This is a genomic window from Pseudomonas sp. 86_A, from assembly GCF_017491705.1.
Lineage (GTDB): Bacteria > Pseudomonadota > Gammaproteobacteria > Pseudomonadales > Pseudomonadaceae > Aquipseudomonas > Aquipseudomonas koreensis.
Window position 1 is genome coordinate 93,192 of sequence record NZ_JAFGYS010000001.1, and the last position, 25,839, is coordinate 119,030.

Annotated in this window: 27 protein-coding genes and 1 riboswitch; of the genes, 12 read left to right on the forward strand and 15 right to left on the reverse strand. The window is 61.7% G+C overall.

Going from position 1 to position 25,839, the window contains the following annotated elements; translation table 11 throughout:
* Nucleotides 1–16: 16 nt before the first annotated feature.
* Nucleotides 17–1,723: a ShlB/FhaC/HecB family hemolysin secretion/activation protein gene (locus J5M57_RS00390; protein ID WP_207849758.1), complete on the reverse strand. Its 1,707-nt coding sequence runs from the start codon at nt 1,721–1,723 to the stop codon at nt 17–19.
* A 263-nt stretch (nt 1,724–1,986) separates the two neighbouring features.
* On the opposite strand from J5M57_RS00390, the gene J5M57_RS00395 reads away from it, so the two are divergent.
* Nucleotides 1,987–2,805: an alpha/beta hydrolase gene (locus J5M57_RS00395; RefSeq protein ID WP_064587905.1), complete on the forward strand. Its 819-nt coding sequence runs from the start codon at nt 1,987–1,989 to the stop codon at nt 2,803–2,805.
* A 30-nt stretch (nt 2,806–2,835) separates the two neighbouring features.
* Here the strand turns inward: J5M57_RS00395 and J5M57_RS00400 are convergent, their stop codons facing one another.
* From J5M57_RS00400 to J5M57_RS00420, 5 genes are read right to left on the reverse strand one after another with little or no spacing between them, the layout of a single operon-like run.
* Complete coding sequence (locus J5M57_RS00400) at nt 2,836–4,863, reverse strand: LTA synthase family protein (RefSeq protein WP_207849759.1); 2,028 nt, start codon at nt 4,861–4,863, stop codon at nt 2,836–2,838.
* A gap of 22 nt (nt 4,864–4,885) precedes the next feature.
* Entirely contained in the window at nt 4,886–5,497 is a 612-nt protein-coding gene (locus J5M57_RS00405; RefSeq protein ID WP_207849760.1) for a hypothetical protein, read from the reverse strand.
* Nucleotides 5,497–6,792, reverse strand: coding sequence for a sialidase family protein (locus tag J5M57_RS00410; protein ID WP_207849761.1), 1,296 nt, complete (start codon nt 6,790–6,792; stop codon nt 5,497–5,499). Before J5M57_RS00410 ends, J5M57_RS00405 begins: the two co-directional genes overlap by 1 nt.
* Before the next feature lie 50 nt (nt 6,793–6,842).
* Nucleotides 6,843–7,388, reverse strand: coding sequence for a cytochrome b/b6 domain-containing protein (locus J5M57_RS00415; protein ID WP_169841434.1), 546 nt, complete (start codon nt 7,386–7,388; stop codon nt 6,843–6,845).
* On the reverse strand, nt 7,388–7,654 hold the full coding sequence (locus J5M57_RS00420; protein ID WP_207849762.1) for a PepSY domain-containing protein: 267 nt from the start codon (nt 7,652–7,654) through the stop codon (nt 7,388–7,390). Before J5M57_RS00420 ends, J5M57_RS00415 begins: the two co-directional genes overlap by 1 nt.
* A gap of 171 nt (nt 7,655–7,825) precedes the next feature.
* On the opposite strand from J5M57_RS00420, the gene J5M57_RS00425 reads away from it, so the two are divergent.
* From J5M57_RS00425 to mntP, 3 genes are all read left to right on the forward strand, one after another.
* A complete protein-coding gene (locus J5M57_RS00425) occupies nt 7,826–8,488 on the forward strand; it encodes a response regulator (RefSeq protein ID WP_064587910.1) in 663 nt (220 codons plus the stop codon).
* Nucleotides 8,485–9,861: an ATP-binding protein gene (locus tag J5M57_RS00430; RefSeq protein ID WP_207849763.1), complete on the forward strand. Its 1,377-nt coding sequence runs from the start codon at nt 8,485–8,487 to the stop codon at nt 9,859–9,861. The genes J5M57_RS00425 and J5M57_RS00430 overlap by 4 nt, the downstream gene beginning before the upstream one ends.
* 197 nt (nt 9,862–10,058) lie before the next feature.
* Nucleotides 10,059–10,231, forward strand: a riboswitch (yybP-ykoY riboswitch).
* Between the two features lie 6 nt (nt 10,232–10,237).
* Complete coding sequence (gene mntP / locus J5M57_RS00435) at nt 10,238–10,801, forward strand: manganese efflux pump MntP (RefSeq protein WP_083368837.1); 564 nt, start codon at nt 10,238–10,240, stop codon at nt 10,799–10,801.
* 1 nt (nt 10,802) lies between these two features.
* Here the strand turns inward: mntP and J5M57_RS00440 are convergent, their stop codons facing one another.
* From J5M57_RS00440 to J5M57_RS00455, 4 genes are all read right to left on the reverse strand, one after another.
* Nucleotides 10,803–11,516, reverse strand: a complete 714-nt coding sequence (locus tag J5M57_RS00440; protein WP_207849764.1) for a DUF72 domain-containing protein — start codon at nt 11,514–11,516, stop codon at nt 10,803–10,805.
* On the reverse strand, nt 11,516–11,947 hold the full coding sequence (locus J5M57_RS00445; protein WP_207849813.1) for a DNA methylase: 432 nt from the start codon (nt 11,945–11,947) through the stop codon (nt 11,516–11,518). The genes J5M57_RS00440 and J5M57_RS00445 overlap by 1 nt, the downstream gene beginning before the upstream one ends.
* Before the next feature lie 146 nt (nt 11,948–12,093).
* Complete coding sequence (locus tag J5M57_RS00450) at nt 12,094–13,881, reverse strand: thiamine pyrophosphate-requiring protein (RefSeq protein WP_207849765.1); 1,788 nt, start codon at nt 13,879–13,881, stop codon at nt 12,094–12,096.
* Between the two features lie 182 nt (nt 13,882–14,063).
* Nucleotides 14,064–14,339 carry a DUF2798 domain-containing protein gene (locus J5M57_RS00455; RefSeq protein ID WP_207849766.1) on the reverse strand — a complete coding sequence of 92 codons (276 nt, stop codon included), beginning with the start codon at nt 14,337–14,339 and terminating at the stop codon, nt 14,064–14,066.
* A 127-nt stretch (nt 14,340–14,466) separates the two neighbouring features.
* On the opposite strand from J5M57_RS00455, the gene J5M57_RS00460 reads away from it, so the two are divergent.
* Both J5M57_RS00460 and yghU read left to right on the forward strand, forming a co-directional pair.
* On the forward strand, nt 14,467–15,414 hold the full coding sequence (locus J5M57_RS00460) for a LysR family transcriptional regulator (protein ID WP_207849767.1): 948 nt from the start codon (nt 14,467–14,469) through the stop codon (nt 15,412–15,414).
* A 147-nt stretch (nt 15,415–15,561) separates the two neighbouring features.
* On the forward strand, nt 15,562–16,401 hold the full coding sequence (gene yghU / locus J5M57_RS00465) for a glutathione-dependent disulfide-bond oxidoreductase (protein WP_064587917.1): 840 nt from the start codon (nt 15,562–15,564) through the stop codon (nt 16,399–16,401).
* Nucleotides 16,402–16,410: 9 nt separating this feature from the next.
* Here yghU and J5M57_RS00470 read toward each other — a convergent pair whose 3' ends face one another.
* A complete protein-coding gene (locus tag J5M57_RS00470; RefSeq protein ID WP_207849768.1) occupies nt 16,411–17,052 on the reverse strand; it encodes a LysE family translocator in 642 nt (213 codons plus the stop codon).
* A gap of 224 nt (nt 17,053–17,276) precedes the next feature.
* Between J5M57_RS00470 and J5M57_RS00475 the strand changes: the two genes are divergently transcribed.
* Nucleotides 17,277–17,630, forward strand: coding sequence for a hypothetical protein (locus J5M57_RS00475; RefSeq protein WP_169841423.1), 354 nt, complete (start codon nt 17,277–17,279; stop codon nt 17,628–17,630).
* Nucleotides 17,631–17,779: 149 nt separating this feature from the next.
* Here the strand turns inward: J5M57_RS00475 and J5M57_RS00480 are convergent, their stop codons facing one another.
* Together J5M57_RS00480 and J5M57_RS00485 are read right to left on the reverse strand one after the other, a co-directional pair.
* On the reverse strand, nt 17,780–18,235 hold the full coding sequence (locus tag J5M57_RS00480) for a VOC family protein (RefSeq protein WP_169841422.1): 456 nt from the start codon (nt 18,233–18,235) through the stop codon (nt 17,780–17,782).
* A gap of 106 nt (nt 18,236–18,341) precedes the next feature.
* The gene (locus J5M57_RS00485) at nt 18,342–19,331 is read right to left on the reverse strand and encodes a helix-turn-helix domain-containing GNAT family N-acetyltransferase (protein ID WP_207849769.1); all 990 of its coding nucleotides are present in this window, start codon (nt 19,329–19,331) and stop codon (nt 18,342–18,344) included.
* Nucleotides 19,332–19,492: 161 nt separating this feature from the next.
* Between J5M57_RS00485 and J5M57_RS00490 the strand changes: the two genes are divergently transcribed.
* Nucleotides 19,493–20,491 carry a zinc-dependent alcohol dehydrogenase family protein gene (locus tag J5M57_RS00490; RefSeq protein ID WP_207849770.1) on the forward strand — a complete coding sequence of 333 codons (999 nt, stop codon included), beginning with the start codon at nt 19,493–19,495 and terminating at the stop codon, nt 20,489–20,491.
* Between the two features lie 113 nt (nt 20,492–20,604).
* On the opposite strand, the gene J5M57_RS00495 is transcribed toward J5M57_RS00490, so the two are convergent.
* On the reverse strand, nt 20,605–20,946 hold the full coding sequence (locus J5M57_RS00495; protein ID WP_064587926.1) for a hypothetical protein: 342 nt from the start codon (nt 20,944–20,946) through the stop codon (nt 20,605–20,607).
* 86 nt (nt 20,947–21,032) lie between these two features.
* Nucleotides 21,033–21,677, reverse strand: a complete 645-nt coding sequence (locus J5M57_RS00500; RefSeq protein ID WP_169841418.1) for an ATPase — start codon at nt 21,675–21,677, stop codon at nt 21,033–21,035.
* Nucleotides 21,678–21,846: 169 nt separating this feature from the next.
* Here J5M57_RS00500 and J5M57_RS00505 point away from each other — a divergent pair, with 169 nt between their 5' ends.
* The 4 genes from J5M57_RS00505 (at nt 21,847) to J5M57_RS00520 (ending at nt 25,630) form a co-directional block, all read left to right on the forward strand.
* The gene (locus tag J5M57_RS00505; RefSeq protein WP_169841417.1) at nt 21,847–22,095 is read left to right on the forward strand and encodes a hypothetical protein; all 249 of its coding nucleotides are present in this window, start codon (nt 21,847–21,849) and stop codon (nt 22,093–22,095) included.
* 102 nt (nt 22,096–22,197) lie between these two features.
* Complete coding sequence (locus J5M57_RS00510) at nt 22,198–23,355, forward strand: GGDEF domain-containing protein (RefSeq protein WP_207849771.1); 1,158 nt, start codon at nt 22,198–22,200, stop codon at nt 23,353–23,355.
* Nucleotides 23,356–23,363: 8 nt separating this feature from the next.
* Nucleotides 23,364–23,858 carry a PaaI family thioesterase gene (locus J5M57_RS00515; RefSeq protein ID WP_207849772.1) on the forward strand — a complete coding sequence of 165 codons (495 nt, stop codon included), beginning with the start codon at nt 23,364–23,366 and terminating at the stop codon, nt 23,856–23,858.
* Between the two features lie 227 nt (nt 23,859–24,085).
* Nucleotides 24,086–25,630: a class I SAM-dependent methyltransferase gene (locus J5M57_RS00520; RefSeq protein ID WP_207849773.1), complete on the forward strand. Its 1,545-nt coding sequence runs from the start codon at nt 24,086–24,088 to the stop codon at nt 25,628–25,630.
* The last annotated feature ends 209 nt before the right edge of the window (nt 25,631–25,839 follow it).

The window sequence follows — 25,839 nt, forward strand, 5'->3', positions numbered from 1 at the left end:
TCTCGAAAAGTGGTTATCAGATGAAAAAGTCGAGGCGGAAATAGATCGGCGCTTCACGCTCGGTCAGCACGTCCGGGCGTTCCAGGGAATGGGCAAAGGTCACGCTGGCGGCCACGTGTTCACCACGGGCGAACAGTTCCAGCGAGTTGCTCGACATGCGCCCGTGCTGATCGCCGTTGTAACGATCGCCGCGAATCACGCCCTGGTCGTAGCCGAGGCTGGTGCCGTATTCGGCGAACACCGGGCGCAGCCACTCGGCGCTGACCGGACGGCTCCAGCGCAGGTCGTTGCGCCAGTAACCGCCGCTGTCGCCAGACAGCGATTGATCCTTGTAACCACGGATCGACGACAGCCCGCCGAGGCTGGTGCGTTGTGAACTGAACAGCACGTCCTCGCTGCGCTGGCCGGTCATCAGGCTGCTGAAGCTGAAGGATTCCCCCCACACCTTGAACGGTTGCAGGTAGCTCAGGGTCGCGGTGTATTTGCGGTAGCGCGCATCCGGTTCACCCGGGCCTGGATCGTGGCTGCCCTGCGCATCGAACGCGCCGATGCCTTCTTGCATGCCGGCGTCGAAGTTGACGAAGGCGCTGCCGATGCGGCGACCGTGGTTGAAACCGAACTGCGCTTCGCTGATGCGGTTGCTACTGAGCTTGAGCTTGCTGTCTTCGATGTAGTTGTTGGTGCGCAGGTAGGACAGGCCGGCGCTGAGCGAGGTCTTGCTCACCGAGTCGCGATGGATTACCCGTTCGGCGCGCAGCTGATGGTTTTCGCTGTCGCCGGTCTGCTTGAAGTTGTAGCCATTGGCGGCGATCTGCGAGCGGTAGTCACTCTGGCTGTAGGTGTAACTGAAATTCCACCAGCCCCACGGCAGGTTGTAATTAAGCATGGCGTTGCTGGAGGTGTGCTGGTGGTCGGTCATTGCATCGTGACCACCGCGCAGGCTCAACTGGTCGGCCAGGCCCAGCGGGCTGTCCCAATCGAAGGTCGTGCCCCACTGCTGTTCACCGGTGCTGCGCTGGCCGTCGTTGCTGCGCGACAGCCCGGCACGCCAGGGTTTCTGTGGGGTGTTGGTGACCAGCACTTCGCTGCCGCCGACGTTCTTGCCCGGCGCCAGCTCCATCTTTGCCTGATTGGACGGCAGGCGATTGAGCTGATCGACCATCTGCTCGATCTCGCGCAGGTTGACCAGCTCGCCGGCCTTGCCGGGAAATGCCATGGCCAGTTCACGCTCCGACAGCTTGCTGTTCTCGGCGCCTTTCATGCCTTCGAGCTTGCCTTCGACCACCAGCACTTTCAGATGACCACCCGACAAATCCTGCTGCGGCAGGTAAGCACGGCTGGTGACCAAGCCTTTCTCGATGTAATGGTCGGTGATGACTTTCAGCAGCTCGTTGAGCTGCGGTACACCGAGGCACTGGTCGATGTAGGGCTTGAGCAGACGGGTTTTGTCGCTGTCGGACAGACTGTCGGCGCCCTTGAGCTCGATGTCCTTGATCGGGAAGCAACGGGTATCGGCAGGCGCTGCCGGTTGTGCGGGCTTGGCCTCCTTGCCCGGGAGATCCTTGAGTTCTTCGAGACGCCGCTGCTGCTCTTCGAGCAGGCGATTCTGGCGTTCGCGAATCAGGTCGGTTTCACCGGGGGTGGGTGCAGCGAAGGCAATTTGAAGCGGAGACAGGCACAGCAACGCTACGCACAACCTCGCCGCGAGGGCGGGTGAGGACATGTTCGATCCCTCGATACGGAAAATGACATCAAAATAGTGGCGCGATATTAGATGGCCATCATTTTGACGTCAAACTATCGTTTCGACCGTTTGTCGGGTTTGTATCAGCGTTTGAACAATCGGCGCTCCCGCCGTTTTCCCGGTATCAAAAGACCATTTCCGACAGCGCAGCACCTGCATACAAGTGGCCGCGTTCGATTGCGCGGATAGTGAATCCTGCTTTCAAAGTCCCTCCCGAACGCCCACTCAAGCAAGGAGTTTCCATGAGCACATTCACTACCGATGACGGCACCGCGATCTATTTCAAGGACTGGGGTAGCGGCAAGCCCGTGCTGTTCAGCCATGGCTGGCCGCTGGATGCCGACATGTGGGAATACCAGATGGAGTATCTGAGCAGTCGCGGCTACCGCACGATTGCCTTTGACCGCCGTGGTTTCGGGCGCTCCGATCAACCGTGGAACGGTTACGACTACGACACCTTCGCCGATGACATCGCGCAACTGATCCAGCACCTCGACCTGCGCGACGTGACGCTGGTGGGCTTCTCCATGGGCGGCGGCGACGTCAGCCGCTACATCGCGCGTCACGGCACCGAACGCGTTGCCGGTCTGGTGCTGCTGGGCGCAGTGACACCGCTATTCGGCAAGAAGGCCGACTACCCGCAAGGCGTCGACACCTCGGTGTTCGACGGGATCAAGGCCGGCCTGCTCAAGGATCGTGCGCAGTTCATCGCTGATTTCGCCGCGCCGTTCTATGGCACCAATCAGGGCCAGAAAGTCTCCGACGGCGTGCTCACGCAAACCCTCAACGTCGCCCTGCTGGCTTCGCTGAAAGGCACCGTGGACTGCGTCACCGCGTTCTCCGAAACCGACTTCCGCCCGGACATGGCCAAGATTGATGTGCCGACCCTGGTGATCCACGGCGACGGCGATCAGATCGTGCCGTTCGAAACCACCGGCAAGCAGGCCGCCGCGCTGATCAAGGGCGCCGAGCTGAAAGTCTACGCCGGCGCACCGCACGGTTTTGCGGTGACGCACACCGAGGCGCTGAACGAAGACCTGCTGGCCTTCCTCAACCGCTGAAAACGCTGCGCTGACCGGGCGCAATCCCGGTCAGCGCACGTTGCGATACAGCATCAGCCGCGCACTCTCGTGCAGCCCCCGCGTCAACTCAACCAGACGCTGGAACTCCTGCGGATTTTGCTCGGCGACGTTATCCAGCGGCGTCTTCGATGCCAGGTCATGCAGCGTCGGTGAACTGCCGTCATGCTGCATCTGCAGCAGGAAATCCTGCGTCACCCCGCCAATCAACGGGAACGTCCCTTCGCGCAACACCAGCGGCACCACACGCTCACCTTCCGGCGCCGGTTGCTGGACATCGCGGCCCATCGCACCGTTACGGAACGGCACGCCGGCCATCCCCGCCACCGTCGGCAACAGGTCCGCCAGCCCCACCGCTTCGTCGATGACCTTGGGCGCGAGCAGCCCCGGCGCGTAAATCAGCATCGGCACGTGATTGCTTTCCAGGCCCAATTGTTCGAACGCCGGCGGCATGTGCGGGATCTGGCTGATGCGCGTGTTGTGGTCGCCGAAGAACACAAAAATCGTGTTGTCGTAATAGCCGCCGGCCTTGGCCAGTTCCATCAACTTGCCGATGTTGAAATCCAGCAAGCGCACCGCGTTGTACTGCTCGACGCTGCGCGAACCGGCGGCCTGCACCTGTTCCAGCGACAGGTTGCTGATCTGAAAGCCGTCATTGTCCTTGGGGATGGTGAACGGCCGATGGTTGCCCGAGGTTTGCACATAGGCAAAGAACGGTCGGTCCTTCGGCAAGTCGCGCAGGATGCGGTCGCTCTCCTTGAACAGATCCAGATCGGAAATCCCCCACACGTCCACCAGCGGCGAACGCCAGTCACTTTCCTGATACAGGCGCACGCCCTCGATGCTCTGCTGGATCAGCGCATTGATATTGGCCCAGCCGGCATTGCCGCCAATCATGTAGAGCTTCTGGTAATCGGTGAAGGCATTGATCAACGTGTGCTGACGTGTGATCAGCGGATGACGGGTGGCGGTCTCGCGGCGCGTCACGTCGGGAACGCCGGTGATGCTCGCCCACACGGTTTTCGCGGTACCGGTGACCGGCACATAGAAGTGCTTGAAGAACCAGCTGCGGGCCGCCAGTTGGTCGAGGTTCGGCGTCGGGTTCAGCGGATTGCCGTAGGCGCCGACGGCGCTGGTGCCCAGTGATTCGAGCATGACGAACATCACGTTCGGCGTGCCCTTCACCTGATACGGCTGCACGCCTTGCTGGCGTTCGAACGTCAGGCTTTGCGCATTCGGCTGGTCCACACCCAGATACCGCGCCACCACCGGGTAATGCTCACGCACCTGCGCCTCATCGAACTGCGCCTGCCCGGCCTTAAGCGTGTCATAGAGGAACAGCACCGGGTTCAGGCCCACGGCGGCGATTTGCCCGTTGCCGGAAAAAAACGCATCGCTCCAGCGCAGCGGCACCGGGTTTTCCAGGTTGAGATTTTCCACCCGGCCGAGCAACGCCAGCAGCACCGCGACCACGCCGAAACCTGTACCCAGTGCCAGCGAGGTACGCCGGATGACCTTGGGTTCACGGGCCAGGGTCCGGCGTTCCAGTGTTACAAATCCGTAGAACCATAGGCCCAGCGTCGCCAACCAGCCGAGGCCGATCCACAGCACCGGATAGGTTTCCCAGACCATCTGCTGCGAGATCTGCGCATCCTCCAGATAACGCAGCACCGTGGCATTGATCCGTACACCGAGGTAGGCGTAGTGGCCAAAATCGATGATGTACAGCAGGCCCACCGCACCGAGCGCCAGCAGCCAGTAAACCCGCACCAGCATGCGCAATCCGGGCAGCCGCGTGAGGTTCCAGCGCGGCAGCCAGGCCAGCAGCGCCAGCGGCAATATCAGCAACACCGCGAGGCGCAGATCGAAGCGCAAGCCGATGCTCAGGGTTTCACGCAACGCCGGGTTATCGACGAACTCGCTGGGCGCGATCCCGGAAAACCCCAGCACAAACACCAGTCTGAGCACGGCAAACAACAAGAACGCCAAACCTGCCGCACCCACGCCGTAGCGCAGGCGTCGCGATTGCAACCAGCCCATCATTGACCTCTGTGTCGTTGGTTCAGATAGAAGATGTCGGGATCGCCGGGGCCGGTCGCAGCAGACGCCAGACCTCGCGCAGGCACAGCGTCGCCCCCGCCACCAGGCAGTAACCCACCAGCAGCGGGTCGATCAGGTAATCCCAATAGTTTTCCGAGGCCTTGAGCCGCAGCGCAAAGGCCAGCGTACCCAGCGCGAGCATCGACACCGCCAGCGTGTTGCGCAGCCACAACAACCCCAGGGTCAGCAGCCCCATACAGAGGATCAGCGGCCGGGGGTTGAAGCCCCAACGGTAGGGATCGACATACGTCAGGCCCATCGTCGCCGGGTACAACAGCGCGGCCAGTGCGATGAACAGCACCAACACTTGAACCCGCGCCGACAGCGTTTGCTTCTTGACCACGCCGAGCCGGACCAGGCTGGCCCAGCCGAGCAACACCAGCGTGGTGATCGCCAGATCGTCGGTGAAACTGCGCACGTAGGCCGCCAAAGGCAGATCGTTGAGCGGAATGAAACTGACCGCCGCCAGCACCGGCAGCAGCCATGGGCGCCAGCGTTGCGTGCAGTGCAGCGAACCCAGCAGGACAAAGCCGAGCAGGATGAAGGTCAAATGGGCTTGCCAGAGAAACAACATCACAGGCGCTCCGCCAGCCACGCTTCATTGAAGCTGACATGTTTGATGAAGGTGTTATTCCACGAATACACCAGGTGATAGAGGCCGTCGCTGCCGCGACTGAAGTACGGGTATTCGTACTCGAAATCACAGCCCTGCGGCTTGCACACCCGGTAGTCCAGATTGCTCAGGAAGCGCTCCTCCAGCGGCAGGCGCCGGGCACCGCTGGAGGCGCGAAAGCCTTCGCCGATGATCGCCTTGTAGGCTTCGGGAGCGAACGGCTGGCCGAGCGGATCGGGCGACTGATCGAGTTCGATCACGTTGCGCCAGTCGTTCAGGTTGGCATCGGTGCCATACAGGCTGAGCTTGAAGCGCCCGTCCTGCAGATCGTTCAGTGCCACCAGCAAGCCGTTGTCGTCGGTGCCGACTGCCGCCAGCGACGAATTGGGGTTGGCCGGTTCCAGCGGATACGGCTCGCTCCAGGTCTGCCCGGCGTCCTCGGTGCGGCTGGCCAGCACCCGATGATGGGTCTCGCCCGCATAACGCAGCATCGCCACGGCACGTCGCCCGTCCAGCGGCACAATGGTCGGCTGCAACGAATGCTTGCCACGGCTGATGCGGAATTTGTCGATCACCGCCCCGTCCGCGCTCAGGTACAGATACTCGGCGAACTTGCCCATGAACTCGTGGTACACCGGCAGGCCGATCGAGCCATCGGCATGGAACACCGGCGCCGCGCGCACCAGCGTGCTGATGTTGAAAAACGGCGAAGTGACCAACTGCCGTGGCGCCGTCCAGTTGCGCCCGAAATCATCCGAGACCATCACATTGATCGCGCTGGTGGCCCAGCCGCCCACGGACACCGACACATAAAACATCCACAGGCGCTGATCCGGCGCGAGGGCGATCACCGGGTTGCCCAGTTTGCGGATGTAGCGGCGGGTGCCATCGCGAGTCGATTCGCGGGTGGCGAGCACCTGCTCGGCACCCCACTCCGCGGTGTCGGCGTCGTACCGTGCGGTGCGAATCTGCACGTCGGCCGCACCCTCTCGGGAACCGGCAAACCACACCGCCATCAGGTCGCCGCCCGGCAGCGCGGTGACCGACGACGAGTGCACGAAATCATTCAGTTTTGATGAGACGAAGCGGCTGCTGTACACCGGTTCCGGTGCCTGCAACGACGCATCGACCGGCGGCGTCGTCACGGCAAACGGCGCCAGCACATGGGCCGGATGACTGCGCCAGGCGCTCCAGAAAATCAGGCACACGGCCAGTCCGCCAAGGGTCAGTTTCAAGCGATAGGACAACGCACGCATAGTGGACTCACGGCAAGAACAGGAGGGAGGGCATCGGCAACACATCCCTGTCAGCGCGTCGGGTCGTCCGGCAAGCGGCGACGGCGTCCGGTGAGCATCGACAACGGCAAGTTGTCGCGAACCAGAAAACTTTCGAACACCGCAGCGGCGATGTGCAGACCCACCAGCACCAACAAGACGTCGGTAGCCGTTTCGTGCACCTGCAACGGCCAGTCGGCGCCCCACAAGGCGTCGACCTCTTCCATGGCCCAGCCGCTCAAACCGGCAATCAACATCGCCAGCAACATCAGAAGCATCACTAGCGCGCCAATCGGCGAATGCCCGAGGCGATGCTCGGGCCGTCCGGCAATCAGTGATCGCCCATGGGCGATCAGCCGCGTCGGTGTCGGCCAGAAATCCGCCCAGCGCGCACTGCGCGGCCCGACGAATCCCCACACCACGCGCACCAGCAGCCAGGCCATGGCGTAATAGCCGAGCCAGACATGCCAGTCGTCACCGGCTTCATTGAAGAAGTAGTTGGCGACGAAGACGCCCGCGATGGACAGATGAAACAGCCGCACCACGGGGTCCCACAGGCGCAGGGACGCGCTTGGCATCAGCCCTTGATCTCGGTTTTCACCGCTTTGCCGCTGACCGGGTCGTGGTAGATCTCGATCTTGCGCTTGTCTTTGTCGAAGCCGTAGATCTCATAGCAGTTGCCGTCGGTAACCTTGAACTTGCTGATCTCGTAGCCCTGGGCCTTGAGCTGCTCCTGAAAGGCTTTCTGGTCTTGCCATTGCGAACGTTCGGCGGTGGTGCATTGCGGGCCGGCGACGGCCAACGGGCTGGCAACGATCAGGGACAACAGCAGAAGTTTGCGCATGGAAAACACTCTCGCTCGATGAGGAAGGCCTCACTGTGCAAAAGCAACCTTAGTGAAAGCTTAGTTGGCAACGAGTCGTTACATCTTTCCCGTCGGGTGAACTGCCACAGCCCCTCGCACAGCGGCATGATGCCGCCGGTCACCCGCCCTGTTTCCTCAAGAGACTCCGTTATGCGCCTATTGCTGGTCGAAGATGATCGCGCCCTCGGTCAAGGCATTCGTGTTGCCCTCGGCAGCGAAGGCTACACCCTCGACTGGTTGCAGGACGGGGTCAGCGCCTTGCATGCCCTGCGCAGCGAAAGCTTCGATCTGCTGCTGCTCGACCTCGGCCTGCCGCGCCTCGATGGCCTGGCCCTGCTGCAACGCCTGCGCGGCGAACAACAGGATCTGCCGGTGCTGATCCTCACCGCCCGCGACGGCACCGCCGAACGCATCGCCGGGCTGGACGCAGGGGCCGACGACTACCTGATCAAACCGTTTGACGTCGATGAATTGAAAGCCCGCATCCGCGCCTTGCTGCGCCGCAGCCAGGGCCGTGCGCAACCGGTGCTGGAGCATGCCGGGGTGTGTCTCGACCCGGTCACGCAACAAGTCAGCTGGCACGGCAACGACGTGGTGGTCACCCCCATGGAATATCAACTGCTGCACCAACTGCTGGCCCGTCCCGGCAAGGTCGTCACCCGCGAACGCCTGTCCCGGGCGCTGTATGGCTGGCAGGAACGGGTCGAGAGCAACACCCTCGAAGTGCTGATCCACAACCTGCGCAAAAAGCTTTCGACCGAGTTGATCCGCACCGTGCGCGGTGTCGGTTATGTGCTGGAGCTCAAGCCATGATTTCCATTCGTGCGCGAATTCTGGTGCCGGTGCTGATTTTGGTATTGATCGGCGACGTCCTGATCAGTTGGCTGGTGCTGCGCGACAGCCACCACGAAATCGAAGAAGTCTACGATGCCCAACTGGCGCAAAGTGCCCGTCTGCTGCAAGGCGTGCTGGCCCAGCGTGCGCCGGGCGACAACGACTGGACCCGGCTCTATCAGGCGTTCGATGCAGCCATGAGCCGGGTCGGTGATGGCGAGGCCGCGCACCCTTACGAAACTCGTCTGACCTTTCAGGTCTGGCGCAGCGACGGGCAGTTGCTGGTGCGCTCGGCCGAAGCACCGGAGCTCGCCGCACCGCCAACCACTCTCGGCTCGCATGACCTGATGGAAAATGGCCGCGACTGGTGCGCGTTCCTGCTCAAGGACCCGCAACAAGGGCTGTTGATCTGGGTCGGCGAGCGCGACGATATCCGCCAGGACCTGATCGAGCGCATCGTCGGCCACACCCTGTGGCCGAGCCTGATCGGCGTACCGCTGCTGGCCGCGCTGATCTGGCTGAACATCGGCTGGGGCCTGCAGCCGTTGCGCGCGATGGCGCAGAGCATTCGCGGACGTGACACCGAAACCCTGAAACCGCTGCACCTCAGCCCCCTGCCGCATGATCTGGAGCCGATGCAAACCGCGCTCAATCGTCTGTTGCAGCAGATCGACAACCTGCTGGCCCGGGAACGCCGCTTCATCGCCGATGCGGCCCATGAGCTGCGCACGCCGCTGGCGATCCTGCGGATCCACGCGCAAAACGCACAACTGGCCGCGACCCCGCAACAGCGCGAAGAAGCCCTGGAGTTTCTGGTCAGCGCAGTGGATCGGGCGACGCGCATCGCCAGTCAGTTGCTGACCATGGCGCGGATCGAACCGCGCCTGGCGCATCCCGAAACCAGCGCCGTGGACCTGACCGAACTGGTCCGCGAAGAACTCGCCGAACTGGCGCCGCTGGCCCTGGAAAAAGACGTCGAACTGATCCTCGACAGCGACCACCACTGCCCGGTCGAAACCGATCCGGTGGCCCTCGCCATCGCCCTGCAAAACCTGGTGACCAATGCGCTGAACTTCGCCCCGCCCGGCAGCGAGGTGCGGGTTCAGGTGCAACCGCAGGCCGGCGGCGCGGTGTACATCAGCGTCGAGGACGCCGGGCCCGGGATCAACGAATTGGAGTACGCGCGGTTGTTCGAGCGTTTCTACAGCCACGGCCATGGCAATGGCGCCGGGCTGGGGCTGGCGATCGTGCAGATGATCGTCAGCAAGATCGGCAGCACGCTGCAGCTGTACAACCGGCCGCAGGGTGGATTGTGCGCGCAGTTGCGGATCAATGAGGCCCCCTTGGCTTAGCGCTGCTCTCTCAGGTCAGATTCGCTGTGGCGAGGGAGCTTGCTCCCGCTGGACTGCGCAGCAGGGCTTCTGCTGTTCGGCAAAAAAAGGGCCGCTGCGCGACCCGGCGGGAGCAAGCTCCCTCGCCACAGAGATTTGCTCTTTTTCGATGGCCTCGGCGCTTTTGACAAAATTTTCATGTTGGCCCCCATAAGATCCGCAGCCTCGTTGGGGAGTAGCCTGTTTCCGAGTTCCTCGGAAGCGTTCGTATCAACATTCTCGGCAACATGCCGTGGTGCGAACACCTTTTGGTTGGTGAGACCGACGACACATCCATGCCTAAAGTCGGGCGTGTGGTTGTGTCGTTGACTCATAGCCCGACTGGAAGTGTGCCCCCGTGAATCCTGTTTCCCTCATATTCCTCGCCCTGGCCATGTCCACGGACGCGTTCGCCGCGGCCATCGGCAAAGGCTCCAGCCTGCACAAACCGCGTCTGACCGAAGCCTTGCGCACCGGTCTGATTTTCGGCGTAATCGAAGCCATCACCCCGATCATCGGCTGGCTGATCGGCCAGGCCGCCACCCGTTGGGTCGCCGAATGGGACCACTGGATCGCCTTCACCCTGCTGGTCATCCTCGGCCTGCACATGATCTACAACGGCCTCAAACACGAAGACGAGGAAGAGGAAAAACCCGGTCAACATTCGTTCCTGATTCTCGCGGTCACCGCGTTTGCCACCAGCATCGACGCACTCGCGGTGGGCGTCGGCCTGGCGTTCGTCGACGTCAATATCTGGGTGGCGGCAGCGGCCATCGGCCTGGCGACCATGACCATGGTGACCCTCGGCGTGATGCTCGGCCGGGTGCTCGGCGCGGTCGTCGGCAAGCGCGCGGAAATTGTCGGTGGCGTGGTGTTGATGATCGTCGGCGCGACCATCCTCTACGAGCACTTGTCGGTCTGATTCAACCTGCAATCAACGCTGTCAGTGCCAACGCGTTACCCAGCGCGGCACCACTGGCAGTGTTGTCGAAGATGCACCAAGTCACGGCGCCTTGTGCTGCCGCGACTTTCAGCTGCTGTGCCAGCGCTTGCAGATAACGCTCATCGTAGGCGCTGTGGTAGATCCGCGGCGAACCGTGCAGTCGCCAATAACCCAGCCCCGCCCAGTCCTGCGCCGAGCCATCGGTGCTGATCCGCGACGGATCGACCACCGCCTGGGCAATCCGATACGCCTGCAACAGGGGCTGCGCGGTAACCCACGATGCGTGCCGTGGCTCAACCACCACGTCACCGTCGAATCGCTGGCGCAACGCGACGAAAAATGCCTCAGCGCTTGCCGGCTCGAATGCCAGCGACGGCGCAAGTTGCACCAGCAAACACCCCAGTCGATCACCCAGGCCGCCGCACTGCTCCAGAAACTCATCAAGCGCCTGATCACAGTTTTGCAGACGCAATTCATGGGTGATCCGCTTCGGCACCTTCACCGAAAAACGAAAGCCTGGCGGCACAGATTCCGCCCAGCGCGCATAAGTCTGACGACGATGCGGGCGATAAAACGAGCTGTTGATTTCCACACCATTGAATCGCGCCGCATAACGCTGCAGATGCGTGCCCTCGGCCGGAAACTGCGGCCAATACTCACGCCCCAGACTCCAGCCTGCGCAACCAATGAACATCAAAAAAGCACCTTCGCCGCTTCACGCATGAAAATCTCCACGGTCTTCGGACCAATCCCGTCGAAAGCCTTCAGGCGCTGTTCGAACTCGCCACGATCGGAGCTGGCCTTGACGATGTTGCCGACCTTGCCGGCGTATTCGTCATTGAGCCGCGCCGCCAGCGCCAACAGACGCGTGGCTGTGGTTTCGTCGTAACGCACGTAATGCGCCTCGCCGAGCATGCCGACCAATTGCCGATGCGTGCAGTTCGCGAGTTTGCGCGGCGTGTCGCGCTGATGCCGCTCGGCAATCACTCGATAGGCCTCGGCGGCAATGCCGGCCTGAATACGCTTGCCCATCAGAAAACTGGCGAGCAGCCATTTGAACAACCCCTCCTCGCTCACTGGATCAAGGCTGATGTGCAGGTCGTGGGCGCTGACGGTTTTGCTCATCGGGTGATCGCTCGCGGCTTGAGGGGGCTTTTGCTTGAGGCCCATGGAGAGCGCCGGGCGTTCCTTTTTTTTGCGTGGTAACTAGTCAATGGCGGCAGGCTGCGATCCTTTTAAAAGATCGCAGCCTGCAGCAGCGCCTGCTCGGATTATTTTTTGCCGGGGAGGACGCTCGCCAACACTTGTTTGGCGGCTTGCACGATCACGCCCGCTTCATCCGGGTCGCCCTTGAGCAAGGTGGTGGCAAACTTTTTCGCCTGTTGGAACGTGATATGTGGCGGCAACGGCGGCACGTTGGGGTCGGTCTTGAACTCGATCAGCACCGGCACGTCCGAGGCCAGCGCCTGCTCCCAGGCGGCGGCGACGTCCTCATCGCGGTCGACGAAAATGCCTTTCAGGCCGATGGAAATGGCGAACAGGTGATACGGCACGTCGGGAATGCTCTGCGAGGCTTCGAACTTCGGATCGCCCTCCATCACTCGCTGCTCCCAGGTGACCTGATTCAAATCCTCGTTGTTGAACACCGCGCAGATCCACTTCGGACTCTCCCACTGGCGCCAGTATTTGGCGACGGTAATCAGCTCAGCCATGTTGTTCATCTGCATCGCGCCGTCACCCACCAGCGCGATCACCGCACGCTCAGGATGCGCAAACTTGGCAGCAATCGCGTACGGCACCGCAGCGCCCATCGAGGCCAGCCCACCGGACAGCGAACATTGCATGCCCCGGCGAATCTTCAGGTCACGGGCGAACCAGTTGGCGCAGGAACCCGAGTCGCTGGTGATGATCGCCTGCTCCGGCAAGCGCGGTGACAACTCATACACCACCCGCTGCGGATTGATCGGATCGGCTTTGGCCATGGCGCGTTTTTCCAGGGTTTTCTCCCAACTGCCGCGCCAGCCTTCGATCTTTTTGCGCCACTTGCGCGAGGTCTTCTGTTCGAGCAACGGCAGCAGCGCCGCAAGGGTTTCGGCGGAGTCGCCGACCAGATTGACCTCCATCGAATAACGCAGACTGAGCATGTCCGGCTGCAAGTCGATCTGCACACCCCGCGCCTGGCCTTCCTGGGGCAGAAATTCGGCATAGGGGAAACCCGAGCCGATCATCAGCAAGGTGTCGCACTCGTTCATCAGCTTGTAGCTCGGTTCGGTGCCGAGCAAGCCGATGCTGCCGGTGACCCAAGGCAAGTCGTCCGGCAGCGCGGCCTTGCCGAGCAAGGCTTTGGCGACACCGGCACAGAGTTTTTCCGCGACGGCAATCACTTCATCCGTGGCCTGCAATGCACCGGCGCCCACCAGAATCGCGACTTTTTCACCGCTGTTCAAAACGTCGGCGGCGCGCTGCAGATCCGCCTCGTAGGGCAGCACTTTCGGCTTGGTGTAACCGACGCCGGAATGCGCGGTGCCATGCGCCCGGGCCGGCGCCTCGTACTCAAGGTCCTGCAGGTCATTGGGCAGGATGATCGCCGTCACCCGCCGCTCGCCAACCGCCGTGCGCACGGCGCGGTCGAGCAGATGGCGCACCTGTGACGGCGCCGACGCTTGCTGCACAAAGGCGCCGGCCACATCCTTGAACATCGAGACCAGGTCCAGCTCCTGCTGGTAATGGCTGCCGAGCGCGGTACGCGCCTGCTGGCCGACAATCGCCAGCACCGGTTGGTGATCCATGCGGGCGTCGTACAGCCCGGTGATCAAGTGCGAAGCCCCTGGCCCTGAGGTGGCAATGCACACCCCCAGCTCGCCGGTGAATTTGGCATGCGCCGAGGCCATGAACGCGGCCATTTCTTCATGCCGCGCCTGAACGAATTCGATCTTGCCATTGGCTCGGGCGAGCGCGCCGAACACGCCATTGATGCCGTCTCCCGGATAACCAAAAATCCGCGTGACGCCCCATTGGCTGAGCCGCTCAACCAGAAAATCTCCCACTGTCGTCGTCATCTCGTTCCTCGCCTGTCACCGATGCATGAAGCCTGCCCGAAGAGATATCCGCCGGGCGGTACAAGGGTCTGGACAGTCGAGGCGCGCGTGAAGTTTCGATTGTTTTAGCCGCTGGCCGGTTACGCCGGGCATCGGTCCCCCCCCCGGCGCTGGATGCCGGACAAGGTTTTGCGAAGGGTGAATCAACGAGGCGGGTGCACCGTCATCGATACCAGTTTGACCACGATCGGGCGCACCACGAGGATGCACAGAAACGCCACGGGCATCGCCAGTTTGTAGGCGTGCAGCGCATTACTCAGGTAGTCGTTATCAATGCCGGAATTGGCGGCGGTGATCACCAGCGACATCAGGAACGCCATGATCGTCGCCATGTACAACGCAAACACATAGGGCGTCGCCCGCGATGACAGCTTGCGACGCGAGGGATACAGGGCATCGGTGGTGGTTCTTTGATTCATATGGCTTTTCCATCCATTGACAGGGAGCCGGCACCTTAGCAAAGCCCCCCTGCCCCCAACTAGACCGCCAGCCACAGGTACTTTATAAAGCAGAACTTACGAATCGAACGCACTTGGCGGAGCACGGATGAACCTGTTGGCGGCGATTGCCAGTTTTATCAAAGTGGTTGAAGCCGGCTCCATCGTCGGTGCCGCCAAGACCCTGGGCGTCAGTGCCGCCGCTGTGAGCCAGACCCTCAATCGCCTCGAAACGCACCTTGGCGTGCGCTTGTTGCAACGCACCACCCGCCGCATGGCCCTGACCGAAAACGGCGCGCTGTATTACGAAAAGGTCAAACGCATCGCGGCGGACCTGGAGTCGGCACAAAGCTCGATCCTCAGCGATCAAGGCGAACTGCAAGGCCGCTTGAGCATCGCCTCCACCTCGGCGTTCGGCCGCCACGTGCTGGCACCGCTGATCGCCGGTTTCGCCGCGCTGCACCCGGGTCTGCTGCTGGAACTGTCGACCACCAATGGCAAGATCAATCACATCCAGGACAACATCGACCTGAGCCTGCGGATCAAGCCACAACTGGAAGACGGCATCGTCGCGCGCCGCATCGTGTCCCTGCCCTTCATCTTCTGCGCGGCCCCCGCCTACCTCGAGCGCGCCGGCGTGCCGCAATCACCGCAAGACCTGCAGCACCACGCCTGCCTGGCGTTCCGCTATCCACTGGACGGACGTTTTCTGCGTTGGGGTTTGATCCGCGACGGCCAGCGCTACGACGCGCCGATCAACGCCACCGCCATCAGCGATGACATCGACGCCCTGGCGCAAATGGCAATCAACGGCGCGGGCATCACGCGCCTGGCCGAATTCGTCGCCGCGCCCTACCTCGAAAGCGGTCAACTGGTGCCGCTGTTTGAACATCGCCCAGGTGAAACCCACGCTTATGTCGAGCCGATGGACATCTATGCCTGCGTGCAGGAGCGAGCGGCGCTGACGCCGAAGGTCAGGGCTTTTATGGATTATTTGACGGAACACCTGAAGAAGCGCTGGCCGCTGGAACACCCGCTCAGCACAAACGCGGGTTAACCACTGGCACGCACAATGGCACCGCCCTGCTTGACTGGCGTGGCTGATGATCCCAGGGGTTGCGCAGTCTTGCGCCATAGCGTTTATGCTGTTGCGTCTGATACCCGTCAGGTTCTTTTTTGGCAAGTTAAGGATGAGGCCCAGTTCATGAGTAAAGCGCCCTACGTACCGCCCAAAGTCTGGAAGCACGAAGCACCGTCCGGCGGCCAGTTCGCCAGCATCAACCGGCCGATTGCCGGGCCGACGCATGACAAGACGCTGCCAGTGGGCAAGCATCCGCTGCAGCTGTATTCGCTGGCGACGCCCAATGGCGTGAAGGTCACCATCCTCCTGGAAGAGTTGCTAGCGCTGGGGCATAGCGGTGCCGAATACGATGCGTGGCTGATTCGCATCAACGAAGGCGACCAGTTCTCCAGCGGCTTTGTCGAAATCAACCCGAACTCGAAGATTCCGGCACTGCTCGACCATAGTGCGCAGCCGCCGATTCGCGTGTTCGAGTCCGGTTCGATCCTGCTGTACCTCGCGGAGAAATTCGGCGCCTTCCTGCCAAAAGATCCGGCCGGCCGCACCGAAACCCTGAACTGGCTGTTCTGGCAGATGGGCGCGGCGCCTTATCTGGGCGGCGGGTTCGGGCACTTCTACGCGTATGCGCCGGAGAAGCTCGAATACCCGATCAACCGCTTCACCATGGAAACCAAGCGTCAGCTCGACGTGCTCGACCGACGCCTCGCTGAAAAACGCTATCTGGCCGGCGACAGCTACACCATCGCCGACATCGCGGTCTGGCCGTGGTACGGGCAACTGGTGCGCAACAACGTGTATTCGGCTGCCGAGTTCCTAGCGGCTCAGGAATACACCCACGTGCAGCGCTGGGCAGAAGAGATCGCCCAACGCCCTGCGGTGATGCGTGGCCAGCGCGTCAACCGCACCTGGGGTGACGAGGCAAGCCAGGTTGCGGAACGGCATCAGGCCAGCGATCTGGATTAAGCCCAGGGCTTAAACGGTTTGCCGGCGCATAGTCAAAATTGCCGCACCAAAACCGATGAATGTAGTGCCCACTACCCGGCTGACCCAACGCGACAACGCGGGCCGGGTCAGCACGCCCTTGGCCCGTGAGGCCAGCGCGGCATACAGGCTCAGCGACGACACCGACAACGCCATGAAGATCGACGTCAGGATCAGGAACTGCGGCAGCAATGCCGCGCCCTGATCGATGAACTGCGGGAACAGCGCGGTGAAAAACATCGTCGCCTTGGGGTTGGTCACCGCCGTGAGAAATGCCGACTTGTACAGTTTCATTCGGGTCGGCTTGCTCTTGCTCACGTCATCGGCGATGCCGTCGGGCAGCATCGAGCCTTTCTTGAACAACTGCTTGATCCCGAGATAGAACAGATAGCCGGCACCGAGAATTTTCACCGCATTGAACAGCCACTCGGAACTCGCCAGCAACGCGCCCAACCCCAGCATCGCCGCCGCCGACAGGCAGAACAGGCCACTGGCATTGCCCAGCGACGACCAGATTGCACTGCGTTGACCGTGCGCCAGACTGTTGTTGATCGCCATCAGCGTCGCAGGCCCGGGGCTGGCGATGGCAATCGCCGCGATGAGGGTAAAGGCCAGAATCGAGTGAGAATCCATTTTCAATGCTCGTGGGTGATGAGGTGAGGCATGGTACCGCAGCTTCACGTCACTGTGCCTGCGCGTTAATTGCAGGGATGCTGAAGGTTGATTGCACCAGACTCGAAGGAAAAAATGCGGATCGGGTATGGCGTACAGATCTGTCCTGGACAAGGAACTTCCGTTGCCGGCGATATATGATGAGCGTCTTTGATCGCTCGCCATTGTCAGTAAAGGAACCCGAAATGCCCCCTGGAAAACGCGAACTGGCGCGGATCGAACGGCGCTTGATTGCCACGCTCACGCAGGCGTGTGAAACCGCAAAAGCAGAAATCAAAGGCTTCACCTGGCTCACCCACACCGCTGACCTGAACGCGTTGCCGGCCACCCTGAAAGTCATCTGGGTGTTCGAAACCGAGGCTGACAAAACCCTCGCCCTGACGCACGCCAAAGCACGCATCTTTGAATTGACTGCCACCGCGCTGCGGGAGGCCGACATCGACCTGATCCCTTCAGACCGCTGGGTGCGCTTCGACTCCGAGCAAGAGTGCCTGCGCACACAGGGTGGCAACTGGCGTGATCGGCTGGCCCGGTATTAACAGCACTAACATTGCCATTTGTCGAGCTATAGGAGTACAGGAAGTTCTCGCGGATATTTGCGCCGCCACTTCAATGTCTGGCCGCAGCGGAGCAAGGCTCGAAGGCCGACGCCAAAGCGCTAGCGTCGTCCTATTCAATCAGCCAAATCTCAGTCAAACGCAGCCTCGACAAAGGCCTCCAGCGTCTTCTCTTCCAGTATCTCGATGGAAAAATGCCCGAAGCGCTTTGGCAACCAGATGATGCGTCCCCCGGACGGCGACTGCAGATTCGCGCGAGCCAATGGCTGACCGTTTTCGTCCTCAGGCTGAACACCGGCGGCGATCAATTCGTCGTAGGCTTTTTCGATATCCGGTGTCGAATAGCAGTGACGGTAAATCATGCCCTCACCTGCAGAATCCAGAAGCTCTTTCAGGTTGCCGGCCAACGGTTGCACCAACATGAAACGCTCCTGGCCGATCAGCGCAATCGCATACCGGACATGCAGCCCGCCCCGCTCCCAGATCAGCGTTTTGGAGATTCTGGCGTTGAGGATGTGTGCGTAATAAGCACAGGCTTCTTCGAGATCAGTGACCAGTACATCGACGTGGCTGAACTTCAGATCCATGGTGTGACTCCTGTCGAAACGGCACCCATGGTAACCACGGCACGGTTGTTTATGTCGTCATCGACTGAAAGTTTCCTCTGGGGTAACCCGGACATCACCGCACTCATCAACAGGGAGCAATTGCATCAGCCATCAGAGTCAATCCGCCGGGCGCTCGGTGTCGGGTGAACTGCTGCTCGGTGACGAGCGTGCCCCACTGGCTGCCCTGCTCTTCTTTGCTCAGCGCGAAACCGGACGCCTCGTACAGTCGGCGCGCAGCGTCAAGGCCCTTGAAAGTCCAGAGTTGAATGGCGTCAAAGCCCTGCTGATCACAAAACGTGACGGCCGCGTTCAGCAGTTGCCGGCCGACACCGCTCCCGCGACAGCCTTCATCAAGGATGAACCAGCGCAGGTGCGCTTGCTGGTTGCCCAGGTCCTGCCCGTCGATCGCGATCGAACCGACGATGCGCTCGTTGAGCATCGCCACCCACATCTGGTTGCACGGCTGATCAAGGCGCCCGACGAACTCTGCCACGCCACTGGCAACCCGGCTTTCGAAGACCGCGCCGAAGCCGGCATGCTGCGAGTAATAATCGGCATGCATTTGCGTCACCCGGCCAATCAGGCCCGGACGGTAGCCGGCGCTGATGGTCAGGTTCGGCGTGAGTGCCTGTTGGGTGCCCAGGCGGATTGTCTTGAGGGCGTGGGCGTAGGTGGCAAGGCCTTGCGCCACGCTCTGTTGTTGCGAGGGATTGAGCGCCTGCAGCGCCTTGCTGACTTGGTCCTGCCCAAAGGCGTGGATGGCGGCAACGGTCTGCCGGCCCTGCGGCGTCAGGTGCAGGCGCTTGACCCGGGCGTCCTCGGCGGGACGTTCCGCGATCTCCCCGGCCTTGATCAGTTTGCCGACCATGCGGCTGACACTGGACTTTTCCAGCCCCAGGCTTTGCCCCAATTGTGCTGAACTCACACCGTCCCCGGCCTCGATTTCCAGCAGCGCATGCACGCCGGAGGCGGAATAGTCGGTCGCCGCCAGCGTGGCGCGCATGAAGCCCAGCTCACGCACCATGGTGCGCGACGCCGTGCGGATATCTTCGATCAAGGCAGGGGCAATCGTCATGGCCAGGCACCTCTGGAATATGGTTGCACGATACAACCATATTCCTATACCGCTGAGCAATGCGCCGGCTACGCTGGTTAACGGCGACGCGTATCCGGTCGACAAAACCGCCAGCAGGTTTCACCATGCCCCTTTCCTTGAAATGACAGCGAGGCGTTGTAATGAGCCCATCCACCATCCGCGCGTTGATCCTTGATGACTACGCCGCCAACACCTTTCGCGAGGCACAGATCGAGCGCCCGGTGCCCAAGGCCAATGAAGTGCTGGTGCGCATCGTCGCCAGTGGCGTGAACCCCATCGACTATAAAATCCGCACCGGCAATGCACCGTACGCGATGCCGGAGTTGCCGGCGATTCTCGGAACTGACATGGCCGGGGTGATTGAAGCGGTCGGTGCCGACGTCAGCCATCTGGCGGTGGGCGACGAAGTGTTCGGCATGGTCGGCGGCGTACGTGGCCTGCCGGGCTCGTTGGCCGAATACCTGGCGGTGGATGCTGACCTGGTGGCGCTCAAGCCAAAAAATCTCAGCTTCCGCGAGGCGGCAGCGGTGCCGCTGGTGTTCCTGACGGCGTGGGAGGGTCTGGTAGACCGTGCGCACGTCCAGGCCGGCCAGAAGGTGCTGGTGCATGGCGGCGCGGGCGGTGTCGGACACATGGCGGTGCAGATTGCCGCGGCCCTGGGTGCTGATGTGTTCGCCACGGTGTCGCCGGGCAAGCGCGCGATTGTCGAAGGCTACGGCGCCACGGCGATTGACTACAAGAACGTTCCTGTCGAGCAGTACGTGAGCCAGTTCACCGACGGCAAGGGGTTCGACGTGGTCTACGACACCGTCGGCGGCAAAAGTCTGGACGACTCGTTCGCGGCGATCCGGCTCTACGGCCACGTCACCAGTTGCGCGGCGTTCGGCACCCACAACCTGGCCACCGGTTCGCTGCGCAGTGCCACGCTCTCGGGGATTTTCGTGCTGTTGCCGATGCTCACCGGTGTCGGGCGCAAGCACCACGCGCAAATCCTCGGCTACGCCACGCGATTGATTGAAGAAGGCAAGGTCAAGCCGTTGCTGCATGCCGAACGCTTCAGCCTCAGCCAGGCGCGACAAGCACACGACGCGGTGCAACAGGGCACGGCTATTGGCAAGGTGGTGATCGACGTCGCCTGAAGCGCAAAAATCCAGGAAAAAAAAAGCCCCGCAACCGAATGAGGTGCGGGGCAAAGTATTGGTTGGTTGCGGCCAACCAAAGGAGCTCGGTTAAAACAGTGGGCAGACCCGGATCAGATGCAATCCTGGGCGGCGCGTTCAAAGCTGGAAGGCAGGAAGTTCGAGGCCAGCAAGTGGCGCTCGTAGATGAACACCTTGCCGCCGCTGCCGGCCTTGTAGGCTTCCAGCACGTTGTCGGCCGAGACCTTGCTCGGCACCACGATCCGGTAGCTGCGCTGGGTCTGCGAGACGGTCGGGTTCAGCGCACTGAGCTGCAGCTTCGGCACCACGCAATCGGCGAACTGCGCCGGGGTCTTGCGGGTCTGCAGGGTCAGCGTCGGGTCGTTCGGCGCGGAGGCGCACCCGGCGAGCAGCAACGAGGCAACGGCCATGGACGGGGCAAATAAAGTGCGCATCGGTGTCATCCTGAAAATAAAGATTCGGTTCAACTGGCAGCGGTTCGGCGTCACGGCGCCGCCGCTACCCTTTTGGTTTTGAATGTTCAGTTAGACGCCACTAGCGCCTTGAGCGAGGCATCGAACTGTTTCAAGGCATTGAGTTGCAGGTCCCGTTGTTTCGCGATCTGTGCGGCAATCTCGTGCGCCGCTTTGTCGTGAACCCAGACCGACGGGATCTGTTTCTCGACGGCGCCTTCGGCCTTGCCGATGTACTGCAGGTCGGCGTCGTAGAAACGCGCGATGAAGTGCGCTTCGAACAGGCTGTTCTGCTGGGTCAGCAAGCGGTTGAAGGTGTCGAGTTGCACCACGATGTCCGGGTGTGCCTGTATCAATGCATCGAGGTTGTCGTATACGGTCACCGACATGAACTGACGCTGCAGCGAGCTGAGCAACCAGTCGATGGCCAGTTCCGGATCGGAGCTGCTGACAAACGCTGCACGTATCCGCGAGTCCAGCGCATCCTTGGCACCGTGCAGCGCCATGTCGTGGTAACGCGTCAGGTACTGCAGGTTTTCCAGGGTGTCTTCGCTGTACCACACACCCACGCTCTGCGAATGCTGCAAGGTCGCGACGCTGCCGGCGATCGGTTGAAGATGACACGCACAGGCGTCGTCTGCGTAAGACGGTGCCGTGGCTATCACCCCGCCCATCAGCAGGGCGATCAGCGCCAGTCGGGTCAGTGTCTTCATCGCGCATTTCCTTGAGCTGCGTGTTCAATGAGGGCAATTTTCCGCCTATTGCCCGTAAAGCTGAACTTGCGTTTCGTGATGGTCACTATTACTTCTAGCGATAGTTGCGCACGATAAAGACGGGTACACACTCATCCACAACGACTAAAACAACAGTGAGGAAGCCGATTTGAGAACCTTTGACCTGATCCGCGACGCGGTCTTGCCCGATTTTCGCGAGCGGGTGGCGGAATACCTGGTGCAATACGAAAGCGTGTTGCTGGACAAGGACATCACTGATGCGGCGCTCAAACGCGATACCGCCAACCAGTTGCGTGGTTACCTGCGCGGGCTGAACACCACGCGGGTGCTGGGCATGGCCTATTGGGAGGAACTGGATCGACGGGTCGTCGACACCTGGCTCGCGCCACAATCGTGACGGTGGAACATCCAGCACTGATATAGCGTGCGGCGCCTGCCAAAACCGGTCTGAACGCTTACAATCGCCCGTCTAACCGACTTCAGACAGGCGCTTGAAGAAATGCCGCTCGACCCGCCAACGATGCTGACCATCTCGATCGCGCTCGCAGCCGCTGCCGCGCTGTACCTGGCGATTGAATGGCGCAGCATCCGTGAGCCTTCGCTGCTGTTCTGGAGCGCCGGTTTCGCCACCATCACCGTCGGTTCCACCCTGGCCCTGCTGCGCAGCAACGGCTTATTGCTGATTGGTATCTGGTTCGCCAACGGCTTGCTGGTGACCGCGCATTTCCTGTTTCTGCTGGGGGTGGCACGCTTCACCCAGAGCCGCCTGTCCCGCGCCTGGTACCTGATCTTCGTCACGTGGCTGGTGATGCTGTTGCTGCCGGACGGGCCGCTGTGGTCGAAGGTGATGCTGGCCGCCAACTCGCTGCTGGTGGCCGCCTCGACGCTCAAGGCCAGCCTGCTGTTGCGCCCGCATGGCAAATCGCTGAGCGTCGGCGCGGTGCAACTGCGCTATGTGCTGCTGGGCCATGGAATTTTCTATGTGGCCAAGGCCCTGACCGTGCTGATCCCCGGCACACTGATCGATCTGGCGGCGTTCCGTGGCGTAATCATTCAGATCTCGCTGGTCGAGGGTGCGATGGCGATCATGTTGATCGCACTGTCGATGACCGGCACCGAACGCTACCGGCGCGAAGAACAGATCGCTCGGCTGGCCGCCCGTGACCCGCTGACCGCCCTCTATAACCGCCGCGCCCTCGAAGTGCGCGCCCCGCGTCTGCTGCAGGACGTTTCCCCGGCGCATCCCGGCGCCCTGCTGCTGATCGATATCGACAACTTCAAACTGGTCAACGACCAGCATGGCCACACCGCCGGCGACCGCCTGCTGGTGGCCTTGAGCGAGATGATCCGCGCCGAGTCGCCCGATCAGGCGCTGGCCGCTCGCCTGGGCGGGGACGAGTTCGTGATTTTGCTGAACAACGCGCCGAGTGAACGCATCGTCACCCTCGGCGATACCCTGCGCGATCAGTTTCAGCGCATCGCCATCCAGGCCTTCCCGACCTCGGAGCCGGTGACGCTGAGCATCGGCGCCAGCCTGTTCAACACACCGCCGGCCAGCCTCGCGGCGCTGATCGAACAAGGCGACGCCGCGCTCTACGAATCCAAGCGCGGTGGGCGCAACCGCCTGCGCCTGACCGGACTCACCTCTCCAGGATGACCAGCCCCATGTCCCGTTTCGATACGCCCCTGCAAGACCTCGCCGCCCCCGAAGGCGTCTGCTACGGCTGCGGCGGCCGCAACCCTCACGGGCTGCACGTCAAAAGCTTCTGGCACGAGGACGGCGAGCATGTCATCGCCGAACACCTGCCGGACGCCAAATACAGCGGCTGGCCGGATCTGGTGTACGGCGGCTTGCTGGCAATGCTGGTCGACTGCCACTCCAACTGGACGGCGATGGCTTACCACTACCGCGCCGAACAGCGTGCAGCGGGCAGCCTGCCGCGCATCGACTGCGTCACCGGCAACCTCGGCATCAAGTTCATCAAACCCACCCCGATGGGCGTCACCCTGACCTTGCGGGCCAAGGTCGAGGGCGAGGTCGGGCGCAAGACGCGGGTGATCTGCGAGGTATACGCCGGCGATGTGCTGACAGCGATTGGCGATTCGGTGTTTGTGCGGGTCGATACCGGGCAACTGGCGGACGCGGCGCACGGGCGCTGAATCCCCATGTTCCCCTGCGGCAGTTCCTACAGAGGATGGCGCTCGAGTAAATCCGGGCGCTGTCCCGAAAGACTGCATGCACGATTCGCAGCCCGCAGCAGCCATGGCAGACCGATGTCTACGTGCCTTGGCAATCGTAAGATCCACTTACAGGTTTTTCCGCTTGTGGTGCGCCAGCCCAACCCCTTATAAGAGCGGCTTTCTCTCTCGACATAATGGGTGCACACATGAGCAATGCCTGGAACGAAGGGTATTTTACCGACGAGGGCTACACCTACTCGTACAGCCGGGAAATCAACCCGGTGTTCCAGCGCTTTTGTCTGTTGTTGCGTGGTTTTGCCACGCTGGAGAATGCCGGCGGCTATCACTGCGAACTGGGCTTCGGCCAGGGTGTGTCGATCAACATCCACGCCGCCGCCAACCCGGGAAACTTCGTCGGCACCGACTTCACACCGTCCCAGGCTGCGCATGCCATTGCGCTGGCGAACGACTGGAACAGCCAGGCGCGGCTGTATGACGACAGTTTCGAGCAACTGCTGGCCCGTGATGATCTGCCGGCCTTCGACAGCATCAGCCTGCATGGCATCTGGACCTGGGTCAGCCGGGACAATCAGAAACTGATCGTCGAATTCGCCCGCCGTCACCTCAAACCCGGCGGGATGTTGTACGTCAGCTACAACTGCTTCCCCGGTTGGTCGCCTTCGGCGCCCTTGCGCAATCTGTTCAGCCTGCACAACCGCTTTGCCAGCCAAGCCGCCACCACCCCGGCCAAACGCATCGATGCCGCGCTGCAATTTTCCGAAGCACTGCTGGCGGCCAATCCGAAATATGCCCACGCGGCGCCAAGTCTGGGCGCCCAATTGAACAGCATCAAGGGCCAGAATCGTCAGTACGTGGCCCATGAATACTTCAACCGCGACTGGAACTGCATGTATTTCACTGACGTGGTCGATGCCATGACCGCAGCCAAACTGGATTACGCCACCACAGCGGTGCCACTGGACACGGTCACCCCGCTCAACTTGAGTGCCGAAGGCATGGATTTCCTCGAGGGGATCGAACACCCGATCATGCGCGAGCAGGCGCGTGACTATTTCGTCAATCAAAACTTCCGCCGCGATCTGTACGTGCGCGGCACCAATCGGCTGTCTGCCGCCGAGCAGCGCGACGGCCTGCTGCGAAGCCGTTTCGCCTTGTTGCAAACCATCGAAAGCATTCCGGGCATGGTCACGGGCCCCGCCGGCGAAGCTTCGCTACAGGCAGAGATCTACGGCCCGGTGCTTGAAGCGCTTGCCGCGAATGCCTATGCACCGAAAACCTTGCAGCAGTTGTCGACGGCTGTCGGCGCTGTGTCTTATGACGATCTGGTGCAGGCGGTCACCGTGCTGATCGGCATGGGCGTCGCCGCCCCGTGCCAGAGCGAAGCCGCCGAACGGCAAGTGCAAGAGCGTTGCGAAACACTCAACCTGCAACTGTGCAAACGCGCGTTGTTCAACAGCAACATTCAGGTGCTCGCCAGTCCGGTCACCGGCGGCGGTGTGCCGGTCAGCCGTTTTCAGCAGTTGTTCCTGATTGCGCTCAAGCAAGGCATCACTGACCCGCAAGACTGGGCGCAACTGGCGTGGAGCGTCATCGGCGATCAGGGCGAAGTGCTGCTCAAGGGTGACCAGCCTTTGCTTACGGCTCAAGAGAACCTTGCCGAACTGACCGAACAAGCCCAGGCATTTGCCGAGACATCGCTGGTTATTCTGCAGGCATTGAACATTGCCTGACGCTCACTTGCGCGCCGACTGACGCGCAGGCCAACCGGACGACTGGCCGCCCTCCCATGCGGCCAGTCGTCCGGGTTTTACAGCCCTGAGTGCCGTCCCCGCCACGTCCAGCCCCCCGCTCCCCGGCAAAAAAGCAAAATTGCCATGTGTTTCCATCGTTCCTTGTTGCGTCGCAACTGTTCATTGCCCGTTCCCGTCTGTCTGGAGTT

Bases quoted from the DNA above. Each gene is read 5' to 3' on its own strand.
- J5M57_RS00480 (WP_169841422.1), bottom strand. From the start codon at position 18,235: ATGGATCTGAAGTTCAGCCACGTCGATGTACTGGTCACTGATCTCGAA.
- J5M57_RS00405 (WP_207849760.1), bottom strand. From the start codon at position 5,497: ATGTTGTTTCTCTGGCAAGCCCATTTGACCTTCATCCTGCTCGGCTTT.
- J5M57_RS00520 (WP_207849773.1), top strand. From the start codon at position 24,086: ATGAGCAATGCCTGGAACGAAGGGTATTTTACCGACGAGGGCTACACC.
- J5M57_RS00400 (WP_207849759.1), bottom strand. From the start codon at position 4,863: ATGGGCTGGTTGCAATCGCGACGCCTGCGCTACGGCGTGGGTGCGGCA.
- J5M57_RS00460 (WP_207849767.1), top strand. From the start codon at position 14,467: ATGAACCTGTTGGCGGCGATTGCCAGTTTTATCAAAGTGGTTGAAGCC.
- J5M57_RS00450 (WP_207849765.1), bottom strand. From the start codon at position 13,881: ATGACGACGACAGTGGGAGATTTTCTGGTTGAGCGGCTCAGCCAATGG.
- J5M57_RS00510 (WP_207849771.1), top strand. From the start codon at position 22,198: ATGCCGCTCGACCCGCCAACGATGCTGACCATCTCGATCGCGCTCGCA.
- J5M57_RS00485 (WP_207849769.1), bottom strand. From the start codon at position 19,331: ATGACGATTGCCCCTGCCTTGATCGAAGATATCCGCACGGCGTCGCGC.
- J5M57_RS00445 (WP_207849813.1), bottom strand. From the start codon at position 11,947: ATGAGCAAAACCGTCAGCGCCCACGACCTGCACATCAGCCTTGATCCA.
- J5M57_RS00470 (WP_207849768.1), bottom strand. From the start codon at position 17,052: ATGGATTCTCACTCGATTCTGGCCTTTACCCTCATCGCGGCGATTGCC.
- J5M57_RS00455 (WP_207849766.1), bottom strand. From the start codon at position 14,339: ATGAATCAAAGAACCACCACCGATGCCCTGTATCCCTCGCGTCGCAAG.
- J5M57_RS00440 (WP_207849764.1), bottom strand. From the start codon at position 11,516: ATGTTCATTGGTTGCGCAGGCTGGAGTCTGGGGCGTGAGTATTGGCCG.
- J5M57_RS00395 (WP_064587905.1), top strand. From the start codon at position 1,987: ATGAGCACATTCACTACCGATGACGGCACCGCGATCTATTTCAAGGAC.
- J5M57_RS00490 (WP_207849770.1), top strand. From the start codon at position 19,493: ATGAGCCCATCCACCATCCGCGCGTTGATCCTTGATGACTACGCCGCC.
- J5M57_RS00425 (WP_064587910.1), top strand. From the start codon at position 7,826: ATGCGCCTATTGCTGGTCGAAGATGATCGCGCCCTCGGTCAAGGCATT.
- J5M57_RS00475 (WP_169841423.1), top strand. From the start codon at position 17,277: ATGCCCCCTGGAAAACGCGAACTGGCGCGGATCGAACGGCGCTTGATT.
- J5M57_RS00415 (WP_169841434.1), bottom strand. From the start codon at position 7,388: ATGCCAAGCGCGTCCCTGCGCCTGTGGGACCCCGTGGTGCGGCTGTTT.
- J5M57_RS00430 (WP_207849763.1), top strand. From the start codon at position 8,485: ATGATTTCCATTCGTGCGCGAATTCTGGTGCCGGTGCTGATTTTGGTA.
- J5M57_RS00495 (WP_064587926.1), bottom strand. From the start codon at position 20,946: ATGCGCACTTTATTTGCCCCGTCCATGGCCGTTGCCTCGTTGCTGCTC.
- J5M57_RS00500 (WP_169841418.1), bottom strand. From the start codon at position 21,677: ATGAAGACACTGACCCGACTGGCGCTGATCGCCCTGCTGATGGGCGGG.
- J5M57_RS00420 (WP_207849762.1), bottom strand. From the start codon at position 7,654: ATGCGCAAACTTCTGCTGTTGTCCCTGATCGTTGCCAGCCCGTTGGCC.
- J5M57_RS00390 (WP_207849758.1), bottom strand. From the start codon at position 1,723: ATGTCCTCACCCGCCCTCGCGGCGAGGTTGTGCGTAGCGTTGCTGTGC.
- J5M57_RS00410 (WP_207849761.1), bottom strand. From the start codon at position 6,792: ATGCGTGCGTTGTCCTATCGCTTGAAACTGACCCTTGGCGGACTGGCC.
- J5M57_RS00515 (WP_207849772.1), top strand. From the start codon at position 23,364: ATGTCCCGTTTCGATACGCCCCTGCAAGACCTCGCCGCCCCCGAAGGC.
- yghU (WP_064587917.1), top strand. From the start codon at position 15,562: ATGAGTAAAGCGCCCTACGTACCGCCCAAAGTCTGGAAGCACGAAGCA.